This window comes from Paraburkholderia sp. BL10I2N1, from assembly GCF_004361815.1.
In the GTDB taxonomy this organism is placed as follows: Bacteria; Pseudomonadota; Gammaproteobacteria; order Burkholderiales; family Burkholderiaceae; genus Paraburkholderia.
The window spans coordinates 125,573-149,848 of record NZ_SNWA01000001.1; the positions used below are offsets into that span (position 1 = coordinate 125,573).

The 24,276-nt window shown below is 62.9% G+C and carries 22 protein-coding genes and 1 pseudogene; 12 read left to right on the forward strand and 11 right to left on the reverse strand.

Features of this window, described 5'->3' with window-relative positions; genetic code table 11:
• Window positions 1-79: 79 nt before the first annotated feature.
• Both B0G77_RS00605 and B0G77_RS00610 read left to right on the forward strand, forming a co-directional pair.
• Window positions 80-583, forward strand: a complete 504-nt coding sequence (locus B0G77_RS00605; RefSeq protein ID WP_133660394.1) for a YbhB/YbcL family Raf kinase inhibitor-like protein — start codon at window positions 80-82, stop codon at window positions 581-583.
• Between the two features lie 125 nt (window positions 584-708).
• Window positions 709-2,148: an MFS transporter gene (locus B0G77_RS00610; RefSeq protein WP_133660395.1), complete on the forward strand. Its 1,440-nt coding sequence runs from the start codon at window positions 709-711 to the stop codon at window positions 2,146-2,148.
• Between the two features lie 67 nt (window positions 2,149-2,215).
• On the opposite strand, the gene otsA is transcribed toward B0G77_RS00610, so the two are convergent.
• From otsA to B0G77_RS00640, 6 genes and pseudogenes are all read right to left on the reverse strand, one after another.
• A complete protein-coding gene (otsA, locus tag B0G77_RS00615; protein ID WP_133660396.1) occupies window positions 2,216-3,640 on the reverse strand; it encodes an alpha,alpha-trehalose-phosphate synthase (UDP-forming) in 1,425 nt (474 codons plus the stop codon).
• A 191-nt stretch (window positions 3,641-3,831) separates the two neighbouring features.
• Entirely contained in the window at window positions 3,832-4,044 is a 213-nt protein-coding gene (locus B0G77_RS00620; RefSeq protein ID WP_133660397.1) for a hypothetical protein, read from the reverse strand.
• 170 nt (window positions 4,045-4,214) lie between these two features.
• Window positions 4,215-4,421 (reverse strand): annotated as a pseudogene (locus B0G77_RS43995) (hypothetical protein); the annotation flags it as partial.
• 111 nt (window positions 4,422-4,532) lie between these two features.
• Window positions 4,533-5,939: a sigma-54 dependent transcriptional regulator gene (locus B0G77_RS00630; protein ID WP_133660398.1), complete on the reverse strand. Its 1,407-nt coding sequence runs from the start codon at window positions 5,937-5,939 to the stop codon at window positions 4,533-4,535.
• 341 nt (window positions 5,940-6,280) lie between these two features.
• A complete protein-coding gene (locus tag B0G77_RS00635) occupies window positions 6,281-6,553 on the reverse strand; it encodes a hypothetical protein (protein ID WP_133660399.1) in 273 nt (90 codons plus the stop codon).
• 38 nt (window positions 6,554-6,591) lie between these two features.
• A complete protein-coding gene (locus B0G77_RS00640) occupies window positions 6,592-6,909 on the reverse strand; it encodes a DUF883 family protein (protein WP_133660400.1) in 318 nt (105 codons plus the stop codon).
• A gap of 416 nt (window positions 6,910-7,325) precedes the next feature.
• Between B0G77_RS00640 and B0G77_RS00645 the strand changes: the two genes are divergently transcribed.
• The 3 genes from B0G77_RS00645 (at window position 7,326) to B0G77_RS00655 (ending at window position 9,811) form a co-directional block, all read left to right on the forward strand.
• Window positions 7,326-8,384 carry a sigma-54 dependent transcriptional regulator gene (locus B0G77_RS00645; protein WP_133660401.1) on the forward strand — a complete coding sequence of 353 codons (1,059 nt, stop codon included), beginning with the start codon at window positions 7,326-7,328 and terminating at the stop codon, window positions 8,382-8,384.
• Between the two features lie 354 nt (window positions 8,385-8,738).
• A complete protein-coding gene (locus B0G77_RS00650) occupies window positions 8,739-9,299 on the forward strand; it encodes a hypothetical protein (RefSeq protein WP_243750882.1) in 561 nt (186 codons plus the stop codon).
• A complete protein-coding gene (locus B0G77_RS00655) occupies window positions 9,296-9,811 on the forward strand; it encodes a hypothetical protein (RefSeq protein ID WP_133660403.1) in 516 nt (171 codons plus the stop codon). The genes B0G77_RS00650 and B0G77_RS00655 overlap by 4 nt, the downstream gene beginning before the upstream one ends.
• A gap of 94 nt (window positions 9,812-9,905) precedes the next feature.
• Here B0G77_RS00655 and B0G77_RS00660 read toward each other — a convergent pair whose 3' ends face one another.
• Together B0G77_RS00660 and B0G77_RS00665 are read right to left on the reverse strand one after the other, a co-directional pair.
• Entirely contained in the window at window positions 9,906-11,249 is a 1,344-nt protein-coding gene (locus B0G77_RS00660) for a nitrate/sulfonate/bicarbonate ABC transporter ATP-binding protein (RefSeq protein ID WP_133660404.1), read from the reverse strand.
• 23 nt (window positions 11,250-11,272) lie between these two features.
• Window positions 11,273-13,024, reverse strand: a complete 1,752-nt coding sequence (locus B0G77_RS00665; protein WP_133660405.1) for an ABC transporter permease subunit — start codon at window positions 13,022-13,024, stop codon at window positions 11,273-11,275.
• A 658-nt stretch (window positions 13,025-13,682) separates the two neighbouring features.
• On the opposite strand from B0G77_RS00665, the gene B0G77_RS00670 reads away from it, so the two are divergent.
• Both B0G77_RS00670 and B0G77_RS00675 read left to right on the forward strand, forming a co-directional pair.
• Window positions 13,683-15,362 (forward strand): sensor domain-containing diguanylate cyclase, encoded by a 1,680-nt coding sequence (locus B0G77_RS00670; RefSeq protein WP_133660406.1) that lies wholly within the window; start codon window positions 13,683-13,685, stop codon window positions 15,360-15,362.
• A gap of 145 nt (window positions 15,363-15,507) precedes the next feature.
• Window positions 15,508-15,774, forward strand: coding sequence for a hypothetical protein (locus tag B0G77_RS00675; protein WP_133660407.1), 267 nt, complete (start codon window positions 15,508-15,510; stop codon window positions 15,772-15,774).
• A 125-nt stretch (window positions 15,775-15,899) separates the two neighbouring features.
• Here the strand turns inward: B0G77_RS00675 and B0G77_RS00680 are convergent, their stop codons facing one another.
• A complete protein-coding gene (locus B0G77_RS00680; RefSeq protein ID WP_133660408.1) occupies window positions 15,900-17,222 on the reverse strand; it encodes an ATP-binding protein in 1,323 nt (440 codons plus the stop codon).
• On the reverse strand, window positions 17,206-17,931 hold the full coding sequence (locus tag B0G77_RS00685; protein WP_133660409.1) for a response regulator: 726 nt from the start codon (window positions 17,929-17,931) through the stop codon (window positions 17,206-17,208). The genes B0G77_RS00680 and B0G77_RS00685 overlap by 17 nt, the downstream gene beginning before the upstream one ends.
• A gap of 239 nt (window positions 17,932-18,170) precedes the next feature.
• Between B0G77_RS00685 and B0G77_RS00690 the strand changes: the two genes are divergently transcribed.
• Window positions 18,171-18,713, forward strand: a complete 543-nt coding sequence (locus B0G77_RS00690; protein ID WP_133660410.1) for a periplasmic heavy metal sensor — start codon at window positions 18,171-18,173, stop codon at window positions 18,711-18,713.
• Window positions 18,714-18,873: 160 nt separating this feature from the next.
• Here the strand turns inward: B0G77_RS00690 and B0G77_RS00695 are convergent, their stop codons facing one another.
• Window positions 18,874-19,572, reverse strand: coding sequence for a pirin family protein (locus B0G77_RS00695; RefSeq protein ID WP_133660411.1), 699 nt, complete (start codon window positions 19,570-19,572; stop codon window positions 18,874-18,876).
• A gap of 763 nt (window positions 19,573-20,335) precedes the next feature.
• On the opposite strand from B0G77_RS00695, the gene hisQ reads away from it, so the two are divergent.
• The 4 genes from hisQ to B0G77_RS00715 all read left to right on the forward strand — a co-directional run bounded on the left by hisQ (window position 20,336) and on the right by B0G77_RS00715 (window position 24,209).
• A complete protein-coding gene (gene hisQ, locus B0G77_RS00700; RefSeq protein WP_133660412.1) occupies window positions 20,336-21,025 on the forward strand; it encodes a histidine ABC transporter permease HisQ in 690 nt (229 codons plus the stop codon).
• The gene (locus B0G77_RS00705) at window positions 21,022-21,735 is read left to right on the forward strand and encodes an ABC transporter permease (protein WP_133660413.1); all 714 of its coding nucleotides are present in this window, start codon (window positions 21,022-21,024) and stop codon (window positions 21,733-21,735) included. Before hisQ ends, B0G77_RS00705 begins: the two co-directional genes overlap by 4 nt.
• A gap of 17 nt (window positions 21,736-21,752) precedes the next feature.
• Window positions 21,753-22,541 carry an ATP-binding cassette domain-containing protein gene (locus tag B0G77_RS00710; RefSeq protein ID WP_133660414.1) on the forward strand — a complete coding sequence of 263 codons (789 nt, stop codon included), beginning with the start codon at window positions 21,753-21,755 and terminating at the stop codon, window positions 22,539-22,541.
• Between the two features lie 558 nt (window positions 22,542-23,099).
• Entirely contained in the window at window positions 23,100-24,209 is a 1,110-nt protein-coding gene (locus tag B0G77_RS00715) for a porin (RefSeq protein ID WP_133660415.1), read from the forward strand.
• Window positions 24,210-24,276 lie beyond the last annotated feature (67 nt).

Sequence of the window (24,276 nt, forward strand, 5' to 3'; positions counted from 1 at the left end):
GGTGCTAAACTCGATTGATAAACCGACGGTCACCCGGGGCGTCCGCCCACTTTGAGACCATCTTCGAAGGAGACATCCGATGGCTGATTTCCGACTCTGGTCCGATGAGTTTCCCACCAACGGCTTCATGTCGAAGGCGCAGGAATACGACGACAAAGCATTTGGCTGCGCCGGCGAAAACATCTCGCCGGCGCTTCAGTGGGACGCGCCGCCACCCGAAACCCAAAGCTTCGCGCTGACCGTCCACGATCCCGATGCGCCGACTGGCAGCGGCTTCTGGCACTGGGTCGTCGTCAACATTCCCGCCGAAGCCCGTTCGCTGCCGCGCAATGCCGGCAAGGCCGACGGCAGCCTGCTGCCGCAAGGCGCGCTGCAGGTGCAAAACGACTACGGCACGGTCGGCTTCGGCGGCGCCGCGCCGCCGCGTGGCGACAGGACGCATCGCTATATTTTCCGTCTGCACGCGCTGAAGGTGCCGAATCTGCCGGTCAGCGCAGAGACCACTAACGCGGTTGCGCGCTTCATGACGCACCTGAACGAAATCGACTCGACGACGCACACGGGTCTGTACGAGCTCAAGTAACCGGACATCCGGGTACAGGCTCAGATCGAAGCGAGGCAGGAAGACAATGCATCGTGTTCCTGCCTGATGCCTCAATGACCCAGGTGTGCATCGGGCGCCCTCGCCTGCAAACAAACGATAGAACGATGCGCGTACAACCCTCCTGTAAGGACGGTTCCGTACAATCGGGCGCTTCCTCACCCGCCCGATCCGTACCGATGGCCGACGAACAAGGCTTGCCCTTGCCGCAACGTTACGGCGCCATTCTCGTCGTCGCGCTCGGCATCACGCTGGCGGTCCTCGATAGCGCGATCGCCAATGTCGCGCTGCCCACGATCGCGAGACATCTGCGCGCCAGCCCCGCTGGCTCGATCTGGATCATCAACGCCTATCAACTGGCGATCACCATCTCACTGCTGCCGCTCGCCTCGCTCGGCGACCGCATCGGCTATCGACGCGTCTATCTCTCCGGTCTCATTCTCTTCACAGTCGCGTCGCTCGGTTGCGCGCTCGCCCATTCGTTGCCGATGCTCGCACTCGCGCGCGTGATTCAGGGCTTCGGCGCCGCCGGGATCATGAGCGTCAACACCGCGCTCGTGCGCATGATCTATCCGCCCGATCATCTCGGCCGGGGCATCTCGATCAACGCGATGGTCGTGGCGATCTCGTCGGCCGTCGGCCCGACGGTCGCGTCCGCCGTGCTGGCCGTCGCGTCGTGGCCCTGGCTCTTCGCGATCAACGTGCCGATCGGCATCGCGGCCGTTATCGGCGGCTTCAGGGCGTTGCCGCGCAACAAGCCGCACAACTCTCCCTACGACTATCTGAGCGCCGTCATGAACGCGTTCGTGTTCGGCCTGCTGATTTTTGCCGTCGACGGTCTCGGCCACGGGGAGCATCGCAGCTACGTGATTGCAGAGTTTGTCGCTGCCGCGGTGATCGGCTACTTCTTCGTGCGGCGGCAGTTGACACAGCCGGCGCCGCTCCTGCCCGTCGACCTGCTCCGGATTCCGGTCTTCTCCCTGTCCATCGGCACGTCGATCTGTTCGTTTGCCGCGCAGATGCTCGCGTTCGTCTCGTTGCCGTTCATGCTGCAGGAGACACTCGGCTTCTCGCAGGTGCAAACCGGCCTGCTGATGACGCCATGGCCGTTCGTCATCATCTTCGCGGCACCGCTTGCGGGGATACTGTCGGACCGCTATTCCGCCGGGATACTCGGCGGCATCGGCCTCATCGTGATGACCTGCGGCCTGTTACTGCTGGCCACGCTCGGCGCACACCACGAGCCGTTCGACATCGCGTGGCGCATGGCGCTATGCGGTGCGGGCTTTGGCCTCTTCCAGTCGCCGAACAACCGCGCGATGCTGTCGTCCGCCCCGCGCGAACGCAGCGGCGGCGCGAGCGGCATGCTCAGCACGGCGCGGCTCACCGGCCAGACGCTCGGCGCCGCACTGGTCGCGCTCATCTTCGGCGTTGCCCCGCAACACGGACCCACGATCGCCCTGTACGTGGCAGTGGGCTTTTCGATTGTGGCGGCCATCGTCAGCATGATGCGCGTGGTGCAGCGCGGCACACCGGCTTCTGCCTGAAGCACGCAGACCGAGGGCCGCCGCGAAGATTGTCTTGCGCGGGTTCTGCGCAGTGGACGCCGGCTTTCTACGTCGCCGTCGCGTCCGCGAGCTTGACCGCCTTTGCCGTCACCGACGACGCCGTCGCCACGTTGCGCAGATCCGCAAGGAAGTTGTCGCGCCACACAGACAGGTTGTTCTCGCGCAGCGCGGCCATCATGTCCGCGTGACGCGCCTGCCGTTCCGCGAGCGGCATCGATAGCGCACGCTCCAGCGCCTCGGCCATCTGCGACAGATCGAACGGATTCACGACCAGCGCGCCCGGCAACTGCTCGGCCGCGCCGGCGAACTGCGACAGCACGAGCACGCCCGGATCCGCCGGGTCCTGCGAAGCCACGTATTCCTTCGCGACAAGGTTCATCCCATCGCGCAGCGGCGTCACGTATCCGACCTGCGACTGGCGGAATAGCGCCATCAGCAGACTGCGTTCGTACTTGCGGTTCAGATACTGGATCGGCGTCCAGTCGAGTTGTGCGAAACGACCGTTGATCCGTCCGGCTTCCCCTTCGAGGTTCTGCCGGATGCGTTGATAGGTGGCGACGTCGGCGCGCGTCGGCGGCGCGATCTGCACCAGCGACACACGGCCGTGCCAGCCCGGCGCGTTCAGCAGCAGCCGCTCGAAGGCCTGGAAGCGTTCGACAAGCCCCTTCGAGTAGTCGAGCCGGTCGACACTCATGATCAGCTTGCGGCCGCGCATGCCGTCGCGCAGGCTGCGCACCGGCTTGCGGTCGATGAACTGCTCGGCTGCTCTCGCAATGGCGTCGGGATAGATGCCGATCGGATAGGCGGCGACCTTCAGGAAGCGGCCGTAGGCGTGCACCATGCCGTCTTCGCTTGATGTTCCGTGCCGCCCGCGTTCGATGTAGTCCACAAACGACTGGCGGTCCGCCTCCGTCTGGAACCCGACCACATCGAAGCTGCACATGCACTTGACGAGTTCTTCATGCGGCGGCACGGTGCGCAGCACTTCGGGGACCGGAAACGGAATGTGCAGGAAGAAACCGATGGGATTCTGCACGCCGAGGTCGCGCAGGCACCGCGCAAACGGCAGCAAATGGTAGTCGTGAACCCAGATGATGTCGCCCGGCTCCAGCAACGCCTTGAGCCGCCTGGCGAGCGTCACGTTGACGCGCAGATAGCCGGAATACTCCTGCCTGTCGTAGCGCGACAGATCATTGCGATAGTGGAAGGTCGGCCACAGCGTGGTGTTGGAAAAGCCGCGGTAGTACTGGTCATAGTCGCGTTTCGTGAGGCCCACGGTGGCGTATGTCACGCTGCCCTGCTTTTCGATGACGGGCGCCGACGGTTCGCCGACGATCTCGCCACTCCAGCCGAACCACACACCACCGGTTTCCTTCAGCGCGTCCAGCACGCCGATCGCCAGACCACCGGCGGCCGGACGGCCTTCCTGGGTCGGTGCGACACGATTCGATACCACGATCAATCTGCTCATTCGGCTCCACCTCATTCAGTTATGCATTGCATGCGGGGACATTCAGCGCCTGGGGTAATGCAAGTCGCGTGCCGCGTTGCACAAAATCGGCAATAAAAATGTGTGGAAATGTGACAAACGAACAAAACCGCGCCGCGCAATCCGCGCCGCGTAGAAGTTTTTTTTAACCCCCTTCCGCGCTCGTGGAGCGCTCAGGCGTCCTGTTCAGAACCGAGATCGCGCTGGTACTCAAGACCTTCGGGACGGGCGCCGCCCTGGTTGTGGTCACCGTCGGGCGGGGCGTGAGGTGCTGGCCGGTTCTGTGCCGCCGGATCGACGGCAGGAGGTGGGGCGCCCACTCCGCTTGCCGGGCGCGAATCGCGCTTCGAATGGCGGGCGGAGCGCCGCAATGCAGGGTGTCTCATGTCGAAGCCTCCAACGGAAGGCCGCCACCGAAGCGGTGGCACTCAAAAATAGTCTAGCGTGCTGGACCGAAAATTGCCGGTAAAAACGTGGGCCGCCTTGTAACAAGTACATTAAAAGCTGGATGCGCTGAAGTGCGCCTCACTACACGGTGCGAGCGGACATAAATGTGAGGCGTCTGATTGGGTTGCGGCGGAGGATCGCCGATGGGTGGAGTCTCCGGTTCCGGAGGTTCGCGCGTCGGGTCTGGAGCCGGATCGGGCTGACCGGGCGGGTCGGGCTCAGGCGGCTCGTACGGTGTCGGCGGCTCGGTAGGCTCTGGCCGATGTGCAAAAAGCGACCCCGCATCGGATGTCACGAATGCATAGGGTTGTGGCATGAAAGGCTCCTCGTGCAGGTTCACCGTTTCAGGCAAGCCATATGCCGCCGCAAAAAAACGGGCCATCACGCACACGATAGCCCACTTCTTCGACTCGAGCTTCGCTGCGCCTCAGGCGTCGGCATCGCCCAACGCGCGAGACTCATCGTCTGCTTCGCCATCGGCGGTCCGGTTTGCATCATTGCCGTATTCGACGAGTCGGTTATACAAGGTCTTCAGGCTGATGCCGAGAATCTCCGCCGCGCGCGTCTTCACGCCGCCGCACTGCTCCAGCGTCGCGAGAATCAGCTGACGGTCGGCCTCGGCGAGCGACGTGCCGAACGGAATCGTGACCGCCGTTCCCACCGCCGGCTTCGACAGTGAAATCTGCAACGGTACCGTCGCTGTGCTGTCCGAATCGGTGCCGGACATGATGTGCGCACGCTGCACGTAGTTCTTCAATTCACGCACATTGCCCGGCCAAGGATACGAAAGCAGCATGTCTTTCACGGCATGCGGGAAGTGCTTCTTTGTGCCATGACGCTCGTTGAGCTCGTCGAGGAATGCCTGCGCCAGCAGTTCCACGTCCTTGCTGCGCTCGCGCAACGGCGGCAGGCTGATCGGGAATACGTTCAGACGATGGTACAGGTCAAGGCGCAGCTTACCTTCCAACACGGCCTGCTCTGGATCGCGATTCGTCGCGGCGATCAGGCGCACGTCGGTTTCGATCTCCTTCGTCGTGCCGACGCGCATGAACATGCCCGTTTCCAGCACGCGCAGCAGCTTGACCTGCAACTCGATCGGCATTTCGGTGATTTCATCGAGGAACAGCGTGCCACCGTTCGCGCGCTCGAAATAGCCCTTGTGCTGACGATCCGCGCCCGTGAACGAGCCGCGCTCATGACCGAACATTTCCGACTCGATCAGATTGGGTGAGATCGCGCCACAATTCACAGCAAGGAAGGCATGCTTGCGACGCAGGCTCAGCTGGTGCACGGTCTGCGCGGCGACTTCCTTGCCCGTACCCGATTCGCCGACCAGCATGACGGAAGCGGCCGTCGGCGCCACGCGGCTGATCTGGTCGTAGACCTCCTGCATGACCGGCGAATTGCCGAGCATCAAACCGAAACGGCCCATCCGCCGCAGCTCGCCACGCAGTGTGCCGATCTCCGCCTTCAGGTCGCCCGCGCGCGGAAGTCGGCTCAGGATCGCCTTCACACGCTGCATGTTGATCGGCTTCACGAGGTAGTCGGTCGCGCCCATCTTCAGCGCGTTGACAGCCGACTCGACCGTCGCATGGCCGGTAATGACGATGACCTCGACGCCCGATTGCGGATCGAGATCTTCGAACAGGTCGACCCCACTGCCGTCTGGCAGCTTGAGGTCGGTGAAAATGACATCCGGCGTTTGCCGGACCAGCTGGATGCGGGCTTCGCGCAGATCGCCAGCCGTGACCGTGGTCAGGCCATCCTCGGCGATGATGGTGGCGAGCGCCTCGCGGGTACCAGGATCGTCGTCGACAATCAATACGTGTGGCATCTCGTCTCGAAGGCTTTAAAAGCGTTAGGGAAAACGCGCGGCGAGCGCACGGCAGACGATCCGGAGGCAAGCGTCCAGTCGCGGCTCAGGCTGGCGCAATGCGACATCGGCACACGCCAACCTGTTCATCCGGGCTCGCAGATTCGCCCGACCAAGTTCATATGACTTTGCTCATCGACGCATCAACGGGTTTATGAGCCGTGAAAAAGACATCGTGGTTGGTTTTCCACTATACAGAGTCATTACAGTCAATCGACAACATCTTATTGCGTCAGGGCGTATCGGCGCCAGCCCCGGCCGACCGCCTGAAACGGCCTTGGCCGGCGCCGCTTCTCAGCAGGTCAGCTATGCGGGAAAGGCCAGGCGTCGCCGGATCCGCCAGGGTGGGTTGAACCGTTCCCGCCGGCAGCGCCGGGCGCAGGCGGTGTCGCCCCCACCTGCATGCCGGGCGCCGTCTGCGTCGTGGCCGCAACCGCGCCGCCTTCGCCTTCCCAGCGGTTCAGATCGCGATTCAGATAGGTCTGGGACGCGCGATGCCGCTGCGCCCAGCGCCACGCGAGTACACTGCCTACGGCCACCAATGCACCGAAAATGCCAATTCTTGGTCGTGCCATGTCGAACTCCTCGATAGCGCGAATCGGGATGTGAAGACTCAGCGTGCCGCCAGCACACCCAGCAATAGACCCATCCCGGCGGCAATGCCTACCGCCTGCCAGGGGTTGTCGCGTACATAGCGATCGGTGTTGTCGGCAGCGACGCGATAGCGCTGCCTGGCTTCGGACTGCGCATCGCCAAGCGCCGACTGCAGCGTATCGACGTGCATGCGCAAACGTTCGCGCAGCGCTTCGATACCCTCCCCCGGTACGGTGGATGCGAGCCGCAACATTTCTTCCGAGTCCGTCAACAGGACCCTGAGGTCCTCAACGATCTTCTGCTTGCCCAGTGCAAGCTGTACTGTGGTCTCGTTCATCTTCAAGAATTCCCTCCGTTCTGTTCAGGAATGCGTTATGCAGTGCAGCGTCGTGATGCACGGCGGGCTAAAGGTTCATGCAGCAATCCGCGGGCCTGCTCTTTCATGTCGATCCATTTGGGCACGTTGAGTTCCGGCGGCAACGACGGCAACGCGACAGCGCGCGTGAACCCGTAAGGATCCGGTCGATATTGCCGATTGTGCGCCGGAAACCCGTCGTTCATACCGCTCAGGGTTCGCGCATCGACGATCCTCGATTGTGAGCCGCTATCGACTCCCAACATGCGCTCACGCACATTGCGGTGACCCGCGTGCGAGTGGTTAAATCGTATTTGTGAGATTACGAATCGATGCAGGCTCACGATTCGCCCCGAGCCTGCGCCGCTACAACGAAGAACGTTTGCAGGACACTCCATATGGCGTCAATCGATCTGGACTCGCCGGCCGTCGTCTCAGCCGACGGCGCGTCGGCGCAGACGAAACAGCGCATCGCGGGCGAAGTTGCGGGACTGAAGTCATACGGCCTGTTGTACGGCTCGTCGCCGGCGATGCTGGAGCTTTACGAACAGATTGAACGCGTCGCGGCCACCGACGCGACCGCATTGATCATCGGCGAATCCGGCACTGGCAAGGAACTGATCGCCCGAACCATTCACGAGCGCAGCGCACGTCGTGAGGCGCCCTTCATCGCCGTCAATTGCGGCGCGATTCCTGACGAGTTGATCGAAGCCGAACTCTTCGGCCACGAGAAAGGCAGCTTTACCGGCGCCGTGCAGGGCCGCGTTGGCTATTTCGAGCACGCGAACGGCGGCACGCTGTTTCTCGACGAAGTCACCGAGATGGCGCCCGTGCGCCAGGTGAAGTTGCTGCGTGCGCTCGAAACCGGCACGTTCTTTCGCGTTGGCGGCACGGAACTGATTCATGGCGACGTGCGCGTGATCGCGGCGACCAACCGCGACCCCGTCGTCGCGATGAAGGAAAACGGTCTGCGCGAGGACCTGATGTACCGGCTCGCAGTGTTTCCGCTTCGCGCCCCGCCGCTGCGCGAACGCGACAACGATCGCGAACTGCTTGCGCATCATTTCCTCGCGTCGATGAATCAGCAGGAAGGGACGAACAAGACGTTCAGCAAACGCGCGATCGAAACGCTACGGGCCTGGTCGTGGCCCGGCAACGTGCGCGAACTGAAGAATGCGGTGTATCGGGCATTCATCCTCGCGGAGAAGACAGTCGAACTGCCGCATCCGCACATTGCGTCGCGCGTGAAGAAACCGGTCACACAGGGCGATTCGATGAGCGTATGGATCGGTACGCCGCTCGCCGACGCGCAGAAGCAGATCATCCTTGGCACGCTGAAGTACTGCGGCGGCGACAAGCGGCGCGCAGCGAAGACGCTCGGCGTGAGCCTGAAGACGCTTTACAACCGCCTTGGCGCTTACGGCAGCGAAGGCGAAGCGGACGCCGAGGAAGAATAGCCGCGGCAGGCCGGCGTGTCCTGTCGGCACTATCCCGTCGCCCTGCTACGCAAGGGCCGCGCGCAAGCGGCAGCTTCGCGAATTGTTCAAGTTCTCATGCAGTGCGAAGCAGTACGTTTTGGCAGAAAACCACGCCACGCGCAACGGCGCGAAGTACTTTCCAAAACGGAAAAGAGCCTGGAGAGAGCCCACAACATCTTTTGCAATTGTTTGCACTTGCCCACTGCCAATTACAAATCGCATCCTGCACAATGCTGCGGCGTAACACGATGCATTCGCGCGTCGTGTGACCGCCGCCTGAACACGAGGCATCAAGCCCCCGGCAGGCAGCGCATGCAGGAGCAAGACAGGGAAATGCAAAACAGGAATCAACGGGCCAGTTGGGCCCTGCGTCCGGGTATCACGATACTCGCGACGCTTGCTGTCGCCCTGGCGGCGACGTTGAGCGGATGCAGTTCGCTCTACTCGGAAGGCGCGGCCACCACGGCGGGCATCGCGGGTGCAGCGATCGCCGGACAGGTCACCCAGAATGCCGCGGTCGCAACCGGTATCGGCCTTGGCGTCGTCGCCGCGGCGCGGGCCGGCGTCCAATATTCGCAACGCGTGGTCCATCGCGATACCCAGGACCGCATTGCCCAGGCCGCGGGCCCGCTCGAGGTGGGCGGCGTCGCACCGTGGAGCGTCACGCACTCAGTGCCGATCGAAGATGATGAACATGGTCGCGTCACGGTCAGCCGTACGATCAGCAGCGGCGCGCTCGACTGCAAGGAGATCGTCTTCTCCGTCGACACGAAAGCCACGCCGAACGTACCGGCCAGCAGCGCGTTTTACGTTGCGTCGGTCTGCCGCGACGGCAATGCGTGGAAATGGGCCTCGGCCGAACCGGCCACCGAACGCTGGGGTGCGCTGCAATGAGCGGCCGGCGAGGCGCAGGACTGCTTGTAGCCGGCGCGCTTTTCGCGAGCACCAGCATCCTGATGAGCGGCTGTGCGTCGGTCGGCGCGGCGAGCGGTGCGGCGGCCGGCGTCGCGACCGGCCTTGTCACGGCGAACCCGGCGGTCGGCATCGGCGTCGGTATCGCGGTGCAGGCCGCCACCGATGCAACCGTGAAGCGCTACATGCGCGAGATGCACGGCGACCAGCAGAACCTGATTGCCGCGCTCGCGGGCGCGATGCCAGTCGGCGAAACGCGGCCGTGGAGCGTGAAGCATTCGCTACCGATCGAGAACGGCCACGGCCAGGTGCGCGTGACGCGGGCGTTCGCTTCGGCACTCGCGATCTGCAAGGACTTCGTCTTCTCTGTTCAGGACAGCGACGGCCCGGGCGCGCACGAAGCGTGGTTCACCGGTAGCGCGTGCCACGACGACAAGGGCTGGAAATGGGCGTCGGCCGAACCGGCCGTGGAGCGCTGGGGCAACCTGCAATAGGGACGCCGGGTCCCGCGCATGCGCGCCGTCCACGCAAAAAGGCCGTGCGGTTCATACATCGCACGGCCTTTTCTTTGCGCCAGCAGGCTGACGATCAGGACTCGACGTCCTCAAGGCTGAAGATTTCCGTCTGGTCGTTGTACGAGAAGATCTCGCCATAGCGGCCCCAGTTGATCACGGCGTCGAGCGTCTCTTCGGCGGCGCTGTCGGAGAGAAAATCTTCCAGTTCCTGCTCGAAGCGCACGCGTGGCGCACGGTGTCCCGGACGCTCGTTCAGCACCTTCTTGATCCGTGCAGCGAGCGGCACATGTCGCAGCAGATGCTCGGCGAACATCATCTTGCGCTCCTGCGTGCCGAACTCCGCAAAGACGCGCGCTGGCGGCGTGAGGAAAATATCGCCTTCGCGCACGTCCGCAAAACCGAGATGCTGCAGCACTTCGGCGACCGGGAACAGATCGTCGACCTCGAGATGCAGCGAACGGGCAATTTCCGGCATGTCCGCGCGGCCGTGATACGGCGCGGCGGCCAGCGTTTCGATCAGGCCGGCCATCAGGTTGGTCGACACATGCGGCAGCCAGCTGCCGAGTTCGAGCCCCTTCCTGGTCGCTTCGCCCGTCTGACGCGCGGTCATCTTCGCGTAGATGTCGTCGACGAGACGGCGGAACGTCGGGTCGAGACGGTTGCGCGGATGCTTGAACGGCACCTTGATTTCTGCGATCACACGGCCAGGATTGGACGACAGCACGAGAATCCGGTCGCACATGAACACCGCTTCCTCGATGTTGTGCGTGACGATCAGCACCGACTTGATCGGCATGCGGCCCTGCGTCCAGAGGTCGAGCAGGTCGGTACGCAGCGTTTCGGCGGTCAGCACGTCGAGCGCGGAAAACGGCTCGTCCATCAGAAGCAGCGTCGGATCGACGACCAGCGCACGCGCAAAACCCACGCGCTGGCGCATGCCGCCCGACAGCTCGCGCGGATACGCGTTTTCGAAGCCGTCGAGGCCGATCAGGTCGATCGCCGCCAGCGCGCGCTCGCGACGCTCGCGTGCGCCCACGCCCTGCGCCTCGAGCCCGGCTTCCACGTTTTGCAGCACGGTGAGCCACGGGAACAGCGCGAAGGTCTGAAACACCATCGCGACGCCTTTGGCGGGGCCGTCGAGCGGTTTGCCCATATAGGTGACTTCGCCTCCCGTCGGCTCGATCAGCCCGGCGATGATGCGCAGGAGGGTCGACTTGCCCGAGCCGGAACGGCCAAGCAGCCCGACGATCTCGCCCTCGCGCAGCGACAGATTCGCGTCGTCGAGCACGAGCAGTTCGCCCTGCGTCTTGTTAAAGCCACGGCACACTTCCTTGACGCGCAAGATCTCTTCGCCGAGGCGAGGGGGCATCGGCGGCGTCTGGATCGGCGGGGCGGTTACGGCTTTGGGATTTTGCATCGCGGATTGCCCTAAATTTGCTCTCAATCGAGCCGGAGCTTGGCTTCGGCATAGGCGTACATCGGACGCCACAACAGGCGGTTGAACAAGGTCACGAACAGCGACATCACGGCAATGCCGAGAATGATCTTCGGATAGTCGCCTGCCGCGGTGTTCTGCGCAATGTAGGCGCCAAGGCCGTGCGCAACGACCTTCGTGTCGCCCCACTGGACGAATTCCGCGACGATGCTCGCGTTCCACGCGCCGCCCGAAGCCGTGATCGCACCCGTCACGTAATAGGGGAAAATGCCCGGCAGCATCGCCTGACGCCACCATTGCCAGCCGCGAATGCGGAAGTTGGCAGCGGCTTCACGATAGTCGTTCGGATACGAGGTCGCGCCGGCAATCACGTTGAACAGGATATACCACTGCGTGCCGAGCACGATCAGCGGCGACAGCCAGATATCGGGATTCAGGTGAAACCGCACGATCACGATCACGAACACCGGAAACAGCAGGTTCGCCGGGAACGCCGCCAGGAACTGCGCGAGCGGCTGCATTTTCTCGGCGAGCGCCGGACGCAGCCCGATGAGCACGCCGATCGGCACCCACACCACCGAGGCGATCGCGATCAGCAGGCCCACGCGCAGCAGCGTGATGAGCCCGAGCACGAACACATGGCCGACCTCGTCCATCGAGACGCCCGTGCGCACATACATGACCACGCGAGAGACCACGTACACCGTGGCGAGCAGCACGATGACCGACCATGCGATGTCGCCGGCCTTCGACGACTTCTCGCTTTGCGGGATCTGGAAGCGCGCCCGGTCGATCGTCGGCAGTTGGAGCGGCACGCGCGCCGCCTTCGCGAACATCCAGCCAAGCGGCACGAGCAGGCGGTGAATCAGCCGGGTACGCCGCACCAGGTCGAGCAGCCATGACTCCGGCGCGTTGCCCGAACTGGTGGTTTCCATGCGGAACTTGTCCGCCCACGCGACGAGCGGCCGGAACAGCAACTGGTCATAGGCGAGGATCACGACGGTCATCGCGAGGATCACCCAGCCGATCGCCTGCAAATTCTTCTCCGTGATCGCCTGCGCGAGATAAGCGCCGATCCCCGGCAGCGTAATGGTGTTGTTGCCAACCGTAATCGCTTCCGACGCCACGACGAAAAACCAGCCACCGGACATCGACATCATCATGTTCCAGATGAGGCCCGGCATCGAGAACGGCACTTCGAGCTTCCAGAACCGTTGCCAGGAAGTCAGGTGAAAGCCGCGCGACACTTCATCCAGATCGCGCGGCACCGTGCGCAGCGATTGATAGAAGCTGAACGTCATGTTCCACGCCTGGCTCGTAAAGATCGCGAAGATCGCCGCGAGTTCCGCGCCCAGTACGCGCGCCGGGAACAGCGCGAGGAAAAAGGTGACCGTAAACGAAATGTAGCCGAGCACCGGCACCGACTGAAGAATGTCCAGAATCGGCACCAGCACGAGCCCGGCACGGCGACTCTTGGCAGCCAGTGTTCCGTAAACCAGCGTGAAGATCAGCGAGGCGACCATCGCGGCGAGCATCCGCAGCGTGGTGCGCATTGCATACTCCGGCAGATTTGTCGGATCGAGCGAGATCGTCTGCGTCTTCAGTGTGGAGATCGGCGCCATCGTCTCGTGGAAACCGATCGCCGCCATCGCGATGAGGCAGATGATGAGCGGAAAGGCGACGAAGTCCCAGCGATTAGGCAGCACCCGCCATGCGGACGCATTGGCGGTGCGGTTCAGGTTGAAGGTGAAGTCCATCAGGCGCCCTTCCTGTGTGGTTGAGCCGGAGCAACGCCAGCGGAAGAAGCCGCAGCAGTTCGTGGCAGGCGCGAGGCCAGCGGGGCGCGAGCGACGCAGCGGTCGAAAGATCGGTCCGGAAAGCGGAATTCAGGCATGGCTAAACGCTTGTGCGGGATAAATCGTTGGCGTTGGAGACGCGTTGGCCGGTTGAGCCCTGCGGCGAACCACACCGGCTCATGCTTCCCCCGGCTCACCGGCCGCCGCTGGCGCCGCCCGAAGGCTGGCGGGCTTTCCTTGTTTTGGACGGCACGACACTACTACAACCTGTGTTTCAGGCACAACCTCGCGCGCTCAAATTCGCGCAATCGGGCGCCATTTGACGTGCGACGCGCCCGCTTCCCGCGACCGGCGTCGCGTGCAAGCCACATCCGGTAAACCCGTGAGCCCATTCAGAAAATGACGCCTGCAGCCGATAAGGAACCTGATGGGTACCTGAGTTGCGGAATAACGCTCTCTCGCCACGCTGTCTGGCGGTTAAAATCCCGTGATGGCCAGCGGCACCCGCTTTTCCCGCGTGCTTGCGACACCTCGCTGCCCGGGTCCGCAGGTACGAACCAGCGCCGGCGCGCTGCAACGCATGACCTCGCATGTAACAGTCAGACGGATCAGAGGGTTGATGAACAGGACAATCTTGCGCCAGGCAACCGGACCGGTCAGTTTCGTACTGATCGTGTTCCTGTGCTGGTTCATCGCGGGCATGATCGCCGACCGGATGGTACAGCAAGAGCTGGACGCCGCGATGCGTTCGCAGCAACAGATGTCCTCGTCGATTGTCGACAACATGGCCGAGGTGATCGCAAGCGACCTCGCAATGTCGCGCGCCATTCCGGCCACGATGGCCGAACTGGGCGTGATCCAGCACGCGCTCGCGCAAACGCAGGATTATGCCGTGAAGAGCACCGACGGGGAACCCTCGCACCGCGATGAGTTGCTGAAGGTGCCCGAGCTGATCGCCGTCAGCAACTTCCTTCACGACGCGCAGGGCTTCTCCGGGCTCGACTCGATCTGGCTTGTGAACGCTAACGGGCTGTGCGTCGCGTCGAGCAACTCCCAGAACTCGCAGACCCTGATCGGCATCGACATGCGCGCGCGCAGCTATCTGGCGAACGCGCTGCTCGGCGCGTTCGCCGAGGCCTACGGCGTCGGCCGGGCGAGCGGCGAGCCGGGCATCTTCATCTCGGCGCCCGTCTATGACGACGGCCTGCTGGTCGGCGCGGTCGTCGCCAAGGTCGGGATCGCGCGGTTGCGCCACTGGGTCGCGCACGCGGGCACCTTCGTCGCCGACGACAACGGCGTCATCATCATGGCGCACGACAGCTCGCTCGAAGGCCGCGCACTGCCCCACTCACGGGTCACCCGGATGCCGGTTGCGGAACGCCTGAGCATCTATCGCCGCGACGCTTTCCCCGAGATTGAAATCCTCCCGGCCACGGAACAGGTGCGCCAGCGGGCGCCATGGATCCCGGAGGCGCTTGCCGCACAGCTCTTCAACATGCCCGAGCAGCATATGCCGGCGCTGTATGAATACCGCATCGGCCTGAACTCCGGGCTGTCCGCCCATCTCGTCGACCCGCTCGCGGCGTGGCCCGAACTGCTGCGCAATCACACCCGCGACCGGTTGCTGGTGTTCCTGACGCTTGCTGGCACGGTTGCGCTGGCATGGGTGATCGCCGTGTCGTACATGCGCGAACGGCGCCATCACCGGGCGACGCGCGATCTGGCCGAGCAGCTCCAGTCGGCCAATACGCTGCTGTCGGCCGAAGCCCGGCACGACGCGCTGACAGGCGCGCTGTCGCGACGCTACTTCCTGGATCTGCTGAGGGGTGAAATCGATACCGCTCGCGCCAAACGCGAGCCGTTGTGCGTGGCGATCGCCGATCTCGACCATTTCAAGCAGATCAACGACCGCTTCGGCCACGCCGCCGGCGACCGTGCTCTCGAACATTTCGTCGACACCTGCCGGGCCGAACTGCGCGGAGGCGATTCAATCGGCCGGCTGGGCGGCGAGGAGTTCGGCATTCTGTTGCCCGCAACCACACTCGCGGCCGGGCTCGAAGTCGTGGAACGGCTGCGCCAGCGGCTGAAGGCTGCGCCGTCGGCGAAACTGCCGTCTTCGGCGGCACTCAGCGTGAGCATTGGAATAACGGAGCTTTCCGCCGAAGATCTCCCCGAACGAATCATGAGCCGCGCCGACCTCGCACTTTACCAGGCGAAATCGGCCGGCCGCGACCGCAGCAAGGCCGTCCCGCCGGACGACACCGCGCCGCCCGCGCGGGCGGCTGCTTCAGTCTGGTAACCTGGTCCGGTAACTGAGCCTGACAAGCTGGTCCGGCAAGTCAACCAGAAAGTAAGCTGACCATCCTCCTGATCCACCCGGAAGGAAGCAGGTATCATCGACTTTCGTACGAAGGTTACTGTTACCGCTCTACCGGGAGATTCGCATGAAGGGAAATCTGGTCATCGTCTGTCGCGATCAGGATGCTGACGCGTTCGACCATCTGCTGGCCGAATACGGTTCGTTCCAGACCCGGCTATCGTCGACCACCTGGTATCTGAAGCTCGAAGTGGCGCCGGAAGTCATTCAGGAGGAAATCCTCGCGCGCCTCGGCAAGTACACCACCCACTATATCTTCGAGGCGGATACGGTGACCTGGAACACGGTAGACAGCGACGCAGCCACCGCGTTGAACACACTTTTCACGGAATAACGTTCAGGGCGCGAGGCCAGAGCATGACTGCGGGTCACCCGCCCCTACGTGGGTGGCGTTGCCGGTTGAAGGAAGCTGCCATTCGCGCGAATGTCGCGCGATTGCCTGTTCAGCCCGCCGACGGCTCACCTGCCCCAGGTGTTCTCGGCCGCGGATGCTTCGCGCGATACCGCGTCGAAAGGAAAACGCATCAGGACACGCAGGCCACGCCCCTCATGGTTACCAATTTCCCACTCTCCGCCCGCACGCCGCACCAGCCGCTCGACGATCGCCAACCCGAGCCCGCTATGGCCGTTACCGCCGCGCGCCGGATCCAGCCGTACGAACGGACGGCTTGCGCTGATCAGATCGTGTACGGCGATGCCGCCGCCATTGTCGCTGACAGCGAGCGTGAAACCGTCGGGAGTGCGCGCCGTCTCTACAACGATCGGCGGCGCGCCGTACGCATGGGCGTTGTCGAGCAGGTTCGACAGGACGCGGTCTAGCGTCGCGGCAGGCAGGCGAAAGCCCGGACCGGCCTCCAGCACGGTTTGCACAGCAGGTGCGCCGGCGGCGACCGCACGATAACTGCGCACGACACGCTCGCACTGCATGTCGACCTCGACCGGCTCGCTGCGATCGGCGCCGTCATGCGCAAACACCAGAAACTGGTCGACGATATGCGCCATCGAATCGACGTCGCGCACGACGCCGTCGCGCAGCTTCGCTTCCTCCATCATTTCGGCGCGCAGGCGCATCCGGGCAAGCGGCGTCTTGAGATCGTGAGCAACGCCCGCGAGCATCACTGCGCGGTCATTCTCGGTACTCGCGACTTCCTGAACCATCTGGTTGAAACCGTGCGTCAGCTGACGCAGCTCCCTTGGACCGCGTTCTGGCACCGGCGGCACAGGCAGGCCGCGGCCGAACCGCGCGACCGCCTGGGCCAGCGAGCGCAGCGGCTGCTGCAACTGCCAGGCGGCAAAGAGTGCCGCCATCACGGCGGTGGAAAAGATGATTACGAGCCACCACACCATCCGGTCGAGCGGACGCGGCGGCCGCAACGGCTGCACGGGAACGACGATCCAGCTTTGGTCACTCGCCGCGCGGACCCACAAGGTAGGCGGCTTGCCGGGCGAACCGACGCGTACCAGCGTGCCTGCCGGCATGCGATCACGCACATCCTCGCGGAAACGCTGCAACGGGGCCGGAAGATCATTGGTATCGGCCGGAACGTCCGTGCTGGTCGGATCGACCAGCCGCACGCGTGACGGCAGCGGCTGATCAGGCGTCCGCGCAACGTGCTGACGCACGGCGTCGACGAGGAACGTCGCTTCTTCGACCGCGTAGCGAGTCTGCAGCTGGTTGCGCTCGAGCCGCATCAGCCCATACCACGCGAAGTGCGAGATCAGCAGCACCCCGACGACCAGCACCGCCAGCCGTCCGAACAGCGAATCAACTGGTCGGCGCATGCTGCTCGCCGTCGGGCACGAACACGTAACCGCGACCACGCACGGTCTGGATGAAACGCGGCGTGGAAGGGTCGGTTTCGAGGATGCGGCGCAGGCGCCAGACCTGCACGTCGATGCCACGGTCGGTGCCGTCGTACTCCGGGCCGTGTAGCAGCTCGAGCAGACGTTCGCGCGTAAGCGTGCGCATCGGATGGTTGACGAAGATCTTGAGGAGCGCGAATTCGCTGCCCGAAAGCGTCAGCGGCCGGCCGTCGTGATTCAGCGTGCGCGACTGGAAGTCGAGCGTGAAGCGGCCAAACGCGAACGGCTCGCGCTGCTCGGGCGCCGCCGCCGACGGCATCGTGCGGCGTCGCCGCAGCACCGCCTGCACGCGGGCAAGCAGTTCGCGTGGGTTGAAGGGCTTGCCAAGATAGTCGTCCGCACCGAGTTCGAGGCCGACGATACGGTCCACGTCGTCCGCGCGGGCGGTCAGCATGATCACCGGGATATCGTCGCCCGCGGCGCGCAGCTTGCGCAGCGCCGTCAGGCCGTCTACGCCCGGCATCATCAGGTCGAGCACGATCAGGTCCGGGCGCTCGCGTTCAAGCCGGCGCTCGAGAGAGCCGGCGTCGTGCAGCACCGATACCTCAATGCCCTGGCGGGCGAGATAGTCGCGCAGGAGATCGCGCAGTTCGACGTCGTCATCGACGACAAGAATTTGAGTAGCCATGGAACGAAGTTTAACGCGCGCGCCTAACCGTTTCTGACACAAACCCTCCGCAAAGGGTTACCGGGTGTTACCGCGAAAGGCGCACGTAATGTCGCGTAACGGCGGCAAGCGGCCGTGTAACACGCCGGGTCCTGGACAACTCTACGCTGTGTCTTACCGAATGCAGGCCGTCACACGCTAACCCAGGGAGCTGAAGTCGAATCTGCATCGTCGGCTAGTTCAATACAAGGAGTTGTTCCATGTCTACCAAAACATCACGTTTTCTCGCCGTTGCTGCTACTTCGCTTGCGCTGAGCCTCGGCATCGCCCATGCCGCTCAGCCCGATGCGCCGATGGGTGGTCCCGGCGGTGCCGGCGGCTGGCACGGTCATTTCATGAAGGAGCTAAGCCAGTTACACAGCCAGCTCAACCTGAACGCGGATCAGGAAAAGCAATGGCAGTCCGCACTCGACACGATGAAGCAGACCCATGAGGCTGAGCGCGCCAACCATGAACAGATGAAGCAGCAGTTCAAGGCCATGCAACAACAGCCTATCCTCGATCTGAACGCACTGCACGCTGCGCATCAAAAGGTCGAGCAGCAGGATGCGCAACTGCGCGAACAGAGCGCAAACGCATGGCTCGCTTTCTACAACGGCCTGAACGATCAGCAGAAAACGACCGTGAGCACGGCACTCAAGCAACGTTTCGCGATGATGGAGCAGCGCCACGAGAAGATGCGCGAGCGCTGGGAGCAACATCGCGGTGCGGCGCCGGGCGGCGCTTCGACGCTCAAGCCGTAGCGCAACCGCTCCGCCCTGCCTGAGGCAGGCGGGCCGCACCGGGCCCGTCTGCCGCAAAGCCCATGCGGACCGGTCAAAAGGCTGGGTCAAAAAAAACGCCACGGAAGCGATTCCGTGGCGTTTTCTGCTACTGCGCCTGCCTGCGAGCAATCGCGACCGATCAGGCGAGATCGAATAGCAGCACTTCTGCGGCATCCCCCTTTTCCAGCGTGACCCTGTCGACATCCGACAGCATGACGGCATCGCCGGTGGCGAGCGCCTCGCCGTTCACCGTCAGGCCACCTCGCGCCACGTGCACGTACACGCGCCGACCCGCCGGCACGGCATAGTCCGCCCGTTCAGCGCCGTCGATCAACGCTGCATGGATCGACGCATCCGAATGAATCGTCACCGAGCCGTCGCGTCCATCCGGCGACGCCACCACGCGCAGGCGACCGCGCTTGTCAGCATCGTCGAAGCGCTTTTCTTCATAGCCCGGCTGATCGCCGCGGCGGGCCGGCAGCACCCAGATCTGCAGCAGGTGCACCGCCTCGTCCTTCGATGCATTGAACTCGCTATGCATCACGCCCGTGCCGGCGCTCATCCGCTGGACGTCGCCGTGACGGATGGTCGAGCCGTTGCCCATGTTGTCCTTGTGCGCGAGCGCGCCGGCTAGCACGTAGGTCACGATCTCCATGTCGCGGTGGCCATGTGCGCCGAAACCCTGACCGGGCGCGATCACGTCTTCGTTGATCACGCGCAGCGGACCGAACTGCATGTGGTCGGGATCGTAGTAATCCGCAAACGAGAAGCTGTGATACGAATCGAGCCAGCCGTGGTTGGCATGACCTCGCTCAGCCGAGCGGCGAATCTGAAGCATGTCGGTCTCCCGTCAGTGATTGGCGATGCGTGGAATGTATGGGCAATTGACCTCGAGGACAATCCGCACCGACGCACCGCATCGTTCCATCCGTGACGGCAATGCCTTGCGATGCAGCTTGCGGCACGCGGCTTTGCCATACGAGGCGGCCGGTCACGCTCCAGGTCAGGTCTTCGGTGGCGCCGCCCGGCTCTTCGGGTAAAATACCGCGCTTTTCGGTCGGGCTGGGTCAGGCGGATGCGCGCGCGCGGCATACCCGGGCCGCACGCCGGATCAGGCGACATAGCGCCCGGCGCCGCAATTTTGTCCGCCTAGAATAGCGACGGCCGGCCACCAGCCGGCGGTCGTCGTCCGGACCCCGACGATCAGTCAGAATCAGGAGAATCATGCACCATACAAAGCGTTGCACGGCACCGGGCAATTTCGGCAACGCGGACCCATCGGGGCGTGCACCGATGGGCTGGATAGGGTTCCGGTAATACAGTCGCAGTCAGTGAAAAGCAGTAGCAGCAGTTAAAGGCAGTCGCTAAAAAAACGCGCTGCTCCGCCGGCGGCAGTTCGGCATGCGCCTCAGTTGAAACGAGACAGCGTGTCGTGCTTCGCGGCCCCGGGATCCGGGGCACGGAGGAGCGGTCATGATTCGCACAGCGGCACGCTGTGCGCCGGGCGTCCGGCCGGATCGAGGATCCACCACCGGTCAGGGACGCACGGCGCGGGCAAACCGCGTCTTTCGCGGCGCTTCGGGCGCCGACGAGGACTTCATATGCTCTTTCAAGGCTACGGCCCGCTGATCCTGGCCGGCACCTGGCAGACCGTCAAACTGGCGGTGCTGTCACTGGCATTCGCATTTCTTCTCGGGCTGCTCGGTGCAGCGGCGAAACTGTCGAAAAACCGCGTGTCGTACGGCGTCGGTACACTATATACGACGCTGATTCGCGGCGTTCCCGATCTCGTGCTGATGCTGCTGCTGTTCTACAGCATCCAGATCTGGCTCAACAACCTGACCGACATGCTCGGCTGGGACCAGATCGACATCGACCCGTTCATCGCCGGCGTGATCGTGCTCGGCTTCATTTACGGCGCGTACTTCACCGAGACCTTCCGCGGTGCGTTCCTGTCGGTGCCGCGCGGCCAGCTGGAAGCAGGCTCCGCGTACGGCATGAGTTCGTGGCAGGTGTTTTCGCGAATCATGTTCCCGCAGATGATGCGCTTCGCGTTGCCCGGTATCGGCAACAACTGGCAGGTGATGGTGAAAGCCACCGCGCTGGTGTCGATCATCGGGCTTGCCGACGTCGTCAAGGCTTCTCAGGATGCCGGCAAAGGCACCCTGCGGTTCTTTTTCTTCACCTTGCTTGCGGGTGCGATCTACCTCGTCATCACGACAGTCTCCAACTTCGTGCTGATGTACCTCGAAAAGCGTTACTCGACCGGCGTGCGAAAGGCGGACCTATGATCGGGCTGATCCAGGAATACTGGCGCAACTATCTTTTCACGGACGGCTATCGCTTCACCGGTCTTGCGATCACGATGTGGTTGCTGGTGGTGTCGATCGGCCTGGGATTCTGTCTGTCGATCCCGCTTGCCGTGGCGCGCGTGTCGAAGAAAAAGTGGCTGTCCCGTGCAGTGTGGCTGTATACGTATATCTTCCGCGGCACGCCGCTCTATGTGCAGTTGCTGCTGTGCTACACGGGCCTCTACAGCCTCGAAATCGTCCGCTCGCATGAGCTCACCGACGCGTTCTTCCGTAGCGGCATGCACTGCACGCTGCTCGCGTTCACGCTGAACACCTGTGCGTACACCACCGAAATCTTCGCCGGCGCCATCAAGGCCACCCCGTACGGCGAGATCGAAGCGGCACGTGCGTACGGCATGTCGCAGTTCACACTGTACCGGCACGTGATCCTGCCGTCGGCGCTGCGCCGCGCGCTGCCGTACTACAGCAACGAAGTGATCCTGATGCTGCACGCCACGACCGTCGCCTTCACCGCGACCGTGCCGGACATCCTCAAGATCGCGCGCGACGTGAATTCCGCCACGTATCAGTCGTTCGGAGCATTCGGCATTGCCGCCCTGCTCTATCTCGCCATTTCCTTCGCGCTCGTGTGGCTGTTCCGCCGTGCCGAGCGCCGCTGGCTCGCTTATCTGCGGCCGCAGGGCAAGTAAGCCAGACAAGGATCCAGATGAACACCCAGAAATCAAAACAGCAGAAACTTTTCGTCGATGAACTGCACAAGCAGTACGGCGATAACGAAGTCCTCAAGGGCGTCTCGCTCAAGGCGAATGCCGGCGACGTGATCAGCGTGATCGGCTCGTCCGGCTCCGGCAAGAGCACGATGCTTCGCTGTATCAACTTCCTCGAACAGCCGAACTCGGGGCGCATCTTCGTCGACAACGAGGAAGTGCGCACCGCGAAGGATCGCAACGGCGCGCTGCGCGTCGCCGACCAGAAACAGTTGCAACGCGTGCGCACCAAACTGTCGATGGTGTTTCAGCACTTCAACCTGTGGTCGCACATGTCCGTTCTGGAAAACGTGACGGAGGCGCCGGTCAACGTGCTCGGCCTGCCACGTCGCGAAGCCGAAGAGCGTGCACGCCAGTACCTCGAAAAGGTGGGTCTCGCTCCCCGTGTCGAGAAGCAGTACCCGTCGCATCTGTCGGGCGGCCAGCAGCAGCGCGTGGCGATTGCGCGGGCACTGGCGATGCACCCGGACGTGATGCTGTTCGATGAGCCGACGTCAGCGCTTGATCCGGAACTCGTGGGCGAGGTACTGAAAGTGATGCAGACGCTGGCCGAGGAAGGCCGCACGATGATCGTCGTCACGCACGAGATGGCGTTCGCGCGCAACGTGTCGAATCACGTGATGTTTCTGCATCAAGGGCGCGTCGAAGAAGAAGGACATCCCGAAGAAGTCTTCAAAAACACCAGGAGCGAGCGGTTAAAGCAGTTCCTTTCGGGCAGTCTCAAATGAGTCTGTAGTTCATGTAGTTTTACAAGGCGCTTACAGCGCCTTTTTTTATTCCCGCCTCCTCACGTTTCAAGTCATATCTCCCAATATCTGAGATTTCAAAAACTGAAACGCTCTACTCCCGAAGATTTATATCGTCAATAGTGGCAATCCTTGACGCTCCCTCCTTCGATCCGTGATTCCCTTGTCTGACAAGGCTTTCGGCGCATTTCTTCGTACCAGCCGCAGGCCGGCACGCATACCAGTATTGCAATTTGGCGACACCTGTTTGGGAGACGACGATTTTCTTCGCCACGTAGGGGTATTTTTGCTAAATTAGTAACCAAAGTAGCAAAACAAAGTTCGATAAAAGTAGTTTCACTTCATAGGTCACAGGAGATACCGGTCGACGTGGGATCGGAAATGACGAACAGACGGCCACTCACACAGGCTGCACGTCATAACAACAAGCCCCCGGCCGTAAAAGCTCTCTGGTACAGAAATTCTGTTCGGCGCCTCTGGCGTCCGGACACCATTCGCAGTACTGGGTTTACTTTTTGACAGGGTATGGAGGAGGAGAAGATGAAGAAAGCTTTGCTCGCGGCATCGCTGCTGACGTTCGGCGTGGCAGCACACGCACAGAGCAGCGTTACGCTGTATGGGCGCCTGGATGCCGGCCTTGAGTACATCAGCGGTCTCTCAAACAGCACTGGCGGTACAACTAGCCGTTTCAAGGCTGAAAGCGGCGACTGGGGCACCAGCCTGTGGGGCATGAAGGGTGTCGAGGACATCGGTGGCGGCAACAAGGTCCTGTTCCAGTTGGAAGGCTCCTTCAACACGATGACGGGTCAAGGCCCGGGCGGCGGCGGCCTCTTCAATCGCTGGGCAACGGTCGGTATGTCGAACGATATGTACGGTACGCTGACGGCGGGCCGTATGCTCTTCATCTCGAACGGCGTGTGGGACTTCGATCCGTTCGGTCAGTCGAACTGGTCGTCGGCTTCGCTGGTGCGTGGCCGCAACTGGCCGCAATCGAGCAACAACATTGCGTACCAGTCGCCGAAGTTCGCAGGCTTTGACTTCTACGGTCAATACGCCCTGTCGAACGCCACGAACTGGAACGGTAACGGCACGACGCCGCAAGGCCGCGAAGCTGGCGCGCAGGTTACGTACACGGCATCGCTCTTCCAGGTCCGCGGTATCTATGACGAAATCCGCAACAAGGCAAACGGTCAGTTCACCGACCCGTTCAACTACTCCCGCGAATACTCGGCATTGGTCAACGTGTTCCTCGGTCAGTTCAAGGTCCAGGCCGCGTACCAGGCAATTCGTACGGCCAACGCAGCAACGCTGGCTAACGCGTCGCCGACCTCGCTCGATCACGAATGGGGTGGCGTGACGTGGCAGGCAACACCCGCCGCAGCCCTGATCGCAGCGGTCTATCACGTGAACGCGAACAAGGGCGGCGGCAACGCGACGATCTACACGATCGGCGGTTCGTACAACCTGTCGAAGCGCACGCTGCTCGACATCCAGGTCGCAACCGTGCGTAACAGCTCGACTGCAAACTTCGGTCTGGAAGCGAACCCGGCAGGCACCGGCGGTGTTCAATCGGATGGCACGTTCAACGACAATCCGCCGGTCGGCAAGCACCAGACGGGTGTGTACGCAGGCATCCAGCACTCGTTCTAATCGAACGGTGTAATCAGAACAGTTAAAGAGAAGTTTTCACGCTGCTGCGAGAGGCGCGTATCGGTGC

Coding starts and splice junctions, on each gene's coding strand:
- B0G77_RS00690 (WP_133660410.1), top strand. CDS start 18,171: ATGTCTACCAAAACATCACGTTTTCTCGCCGTTGCTGCTACTTCGCTT.
- B0G77_RS00610 (WP_133660395.1), top strand. CDS start 709: ATGCGCGTACAACCCTCCTGTAAGGACGGTTCCGTACAATCGGGCGCT.
- B0G77_RS00675 (WP_133660407.1), top strand. CDS start 15,508: ATGAAGGGAAATCTGGTCATCGTCTGTCGCGATCAGGATGCTGACGCG.
- B0G77_RS00680 (WP_133660408.1), bottom strand. CDS start 17,222: ATGCGCCGACCAGTTGATTCGCTGTTCGGACGGCTGGCGGTGCTGGTC.
- B0G77_RS00620 (WP_133660397.1), bottom strand. CDS start 4,044: ATGAGACACCCTGCATTGCGGCGCTCCGCCCGCCATTCGAAGCGCGAT.
- B0G77_RS00710 (WP_133660414.1), top strand. CDS start 21,753: ATGAACACCCAGAAATCAAAACAGCAGAAACTTTTCGTCGATGAACTG.
- B0G77_RS00605 (WP_133660394.1), top strand. CDS start 80: ATGGCTGATTTCCGACTCTGGTCCGATGAGTTTCCCACCAACGGCTTC.
- B0G77_RS00650 (WP_243750882.1), top strand. CDS start 8,739: ATGCAAAACAGGAATCAACGGGCCAGTTGGGCCCTGCGTCCGGGTATC.
- hisQ (WP_133660412.1), top strand. CDS start 20,336: ATGCTCTTTCAAGGCTACGGCCCGCTGATCCTGGCCGGCACCTGGCAG.
- B0G77_RS00695 (WP_133660411.1), bottom strand. CDS start 19,572: ATGCTTCAGATTCGCCGCTCGGCTGAGCGAGGTCATGCCAACCACGGC.
- B0G77_RS00705 (WP_133660413.1), top strand. CDS start 21,022: ATGATCGGGCTGATCCAGGAATACTGGCGCAACTATCTTTTCACGGAC.
- B0G77_RS00665 (WP_133660405.1), bottom strand. CDS start 13,024: ATGGACTTCACCTTCAACCTGAACCGCACCGCCAATGCGTCCGCATGG.
- B0G77_RS00640 (WP_133660400.1), bottom strand. CDS start 6,909: ATGAACGAGACCACAGTACAGCTTGCACTGGGCAAGCAGAAGATCGTT.
- B0G77_RS00645 (WP_133660401.1), top strand. CDS start 7,326: ATGGCGTCAATCGATCTGGACTCGCCGGCCGTCGTCTCAGCCGACGGC.
- B0G77_RS00715 (WP_133660415.1), top strand. CDS start 23,100: ATGAAGAAAGCTTTGCTCGCGGCATCGCTGCTGACGTTCGGCGTGGCA.
- B0G77_RS00685 (WP_133660409.1), bottom strand. CDS start 17,931: ATGGCTACTCAAATTCTTGTCGTCGATGACGACGTCGAACTGCGCGAT.
- B0G77_RS00670 (WP_133660406.1), top strand. CDS start 13,683: ATGAACAGGACAATCTTGCGCCAGGCAACCGGACCGGTCAGTTTCGTA.
- B0G77_RS00635 (WP_133660399.1), bottom strand. CDS start 6,553: ATGGCACGACCAAGAATTGGCATTTTCGGTGCATTGGTGGCCGTAGGC.
- B0G77_RS00630 (WP_133660398.1), bottom strand. CDS start 5,939: ATGCCACACGTATTGATTGTCGACGACGATCCTGGTACCCGCGAGGCG.
- B0G77_RS00655 (WP_133660403.1), top strand. CDS start 9,296: ATGAGCGGCCGGCGAGGCGCAGGACTGCTTGTAGCCGGCGCGCTTTTC.
- B0G77_RS00660 (WP_133660404.1), bottom strand. CDS start 11,249: ATGCAAAATCCCAAAGCCGTAACCGCCCCGCCGATCCAGACGCCGCCG.
- otsA (WP_133660396.1), bottom strand. CDS start 3,640: ATGAGCAGATTGATCGTGGTATCGAATCGTGTCGCACCGACCCAGGAA.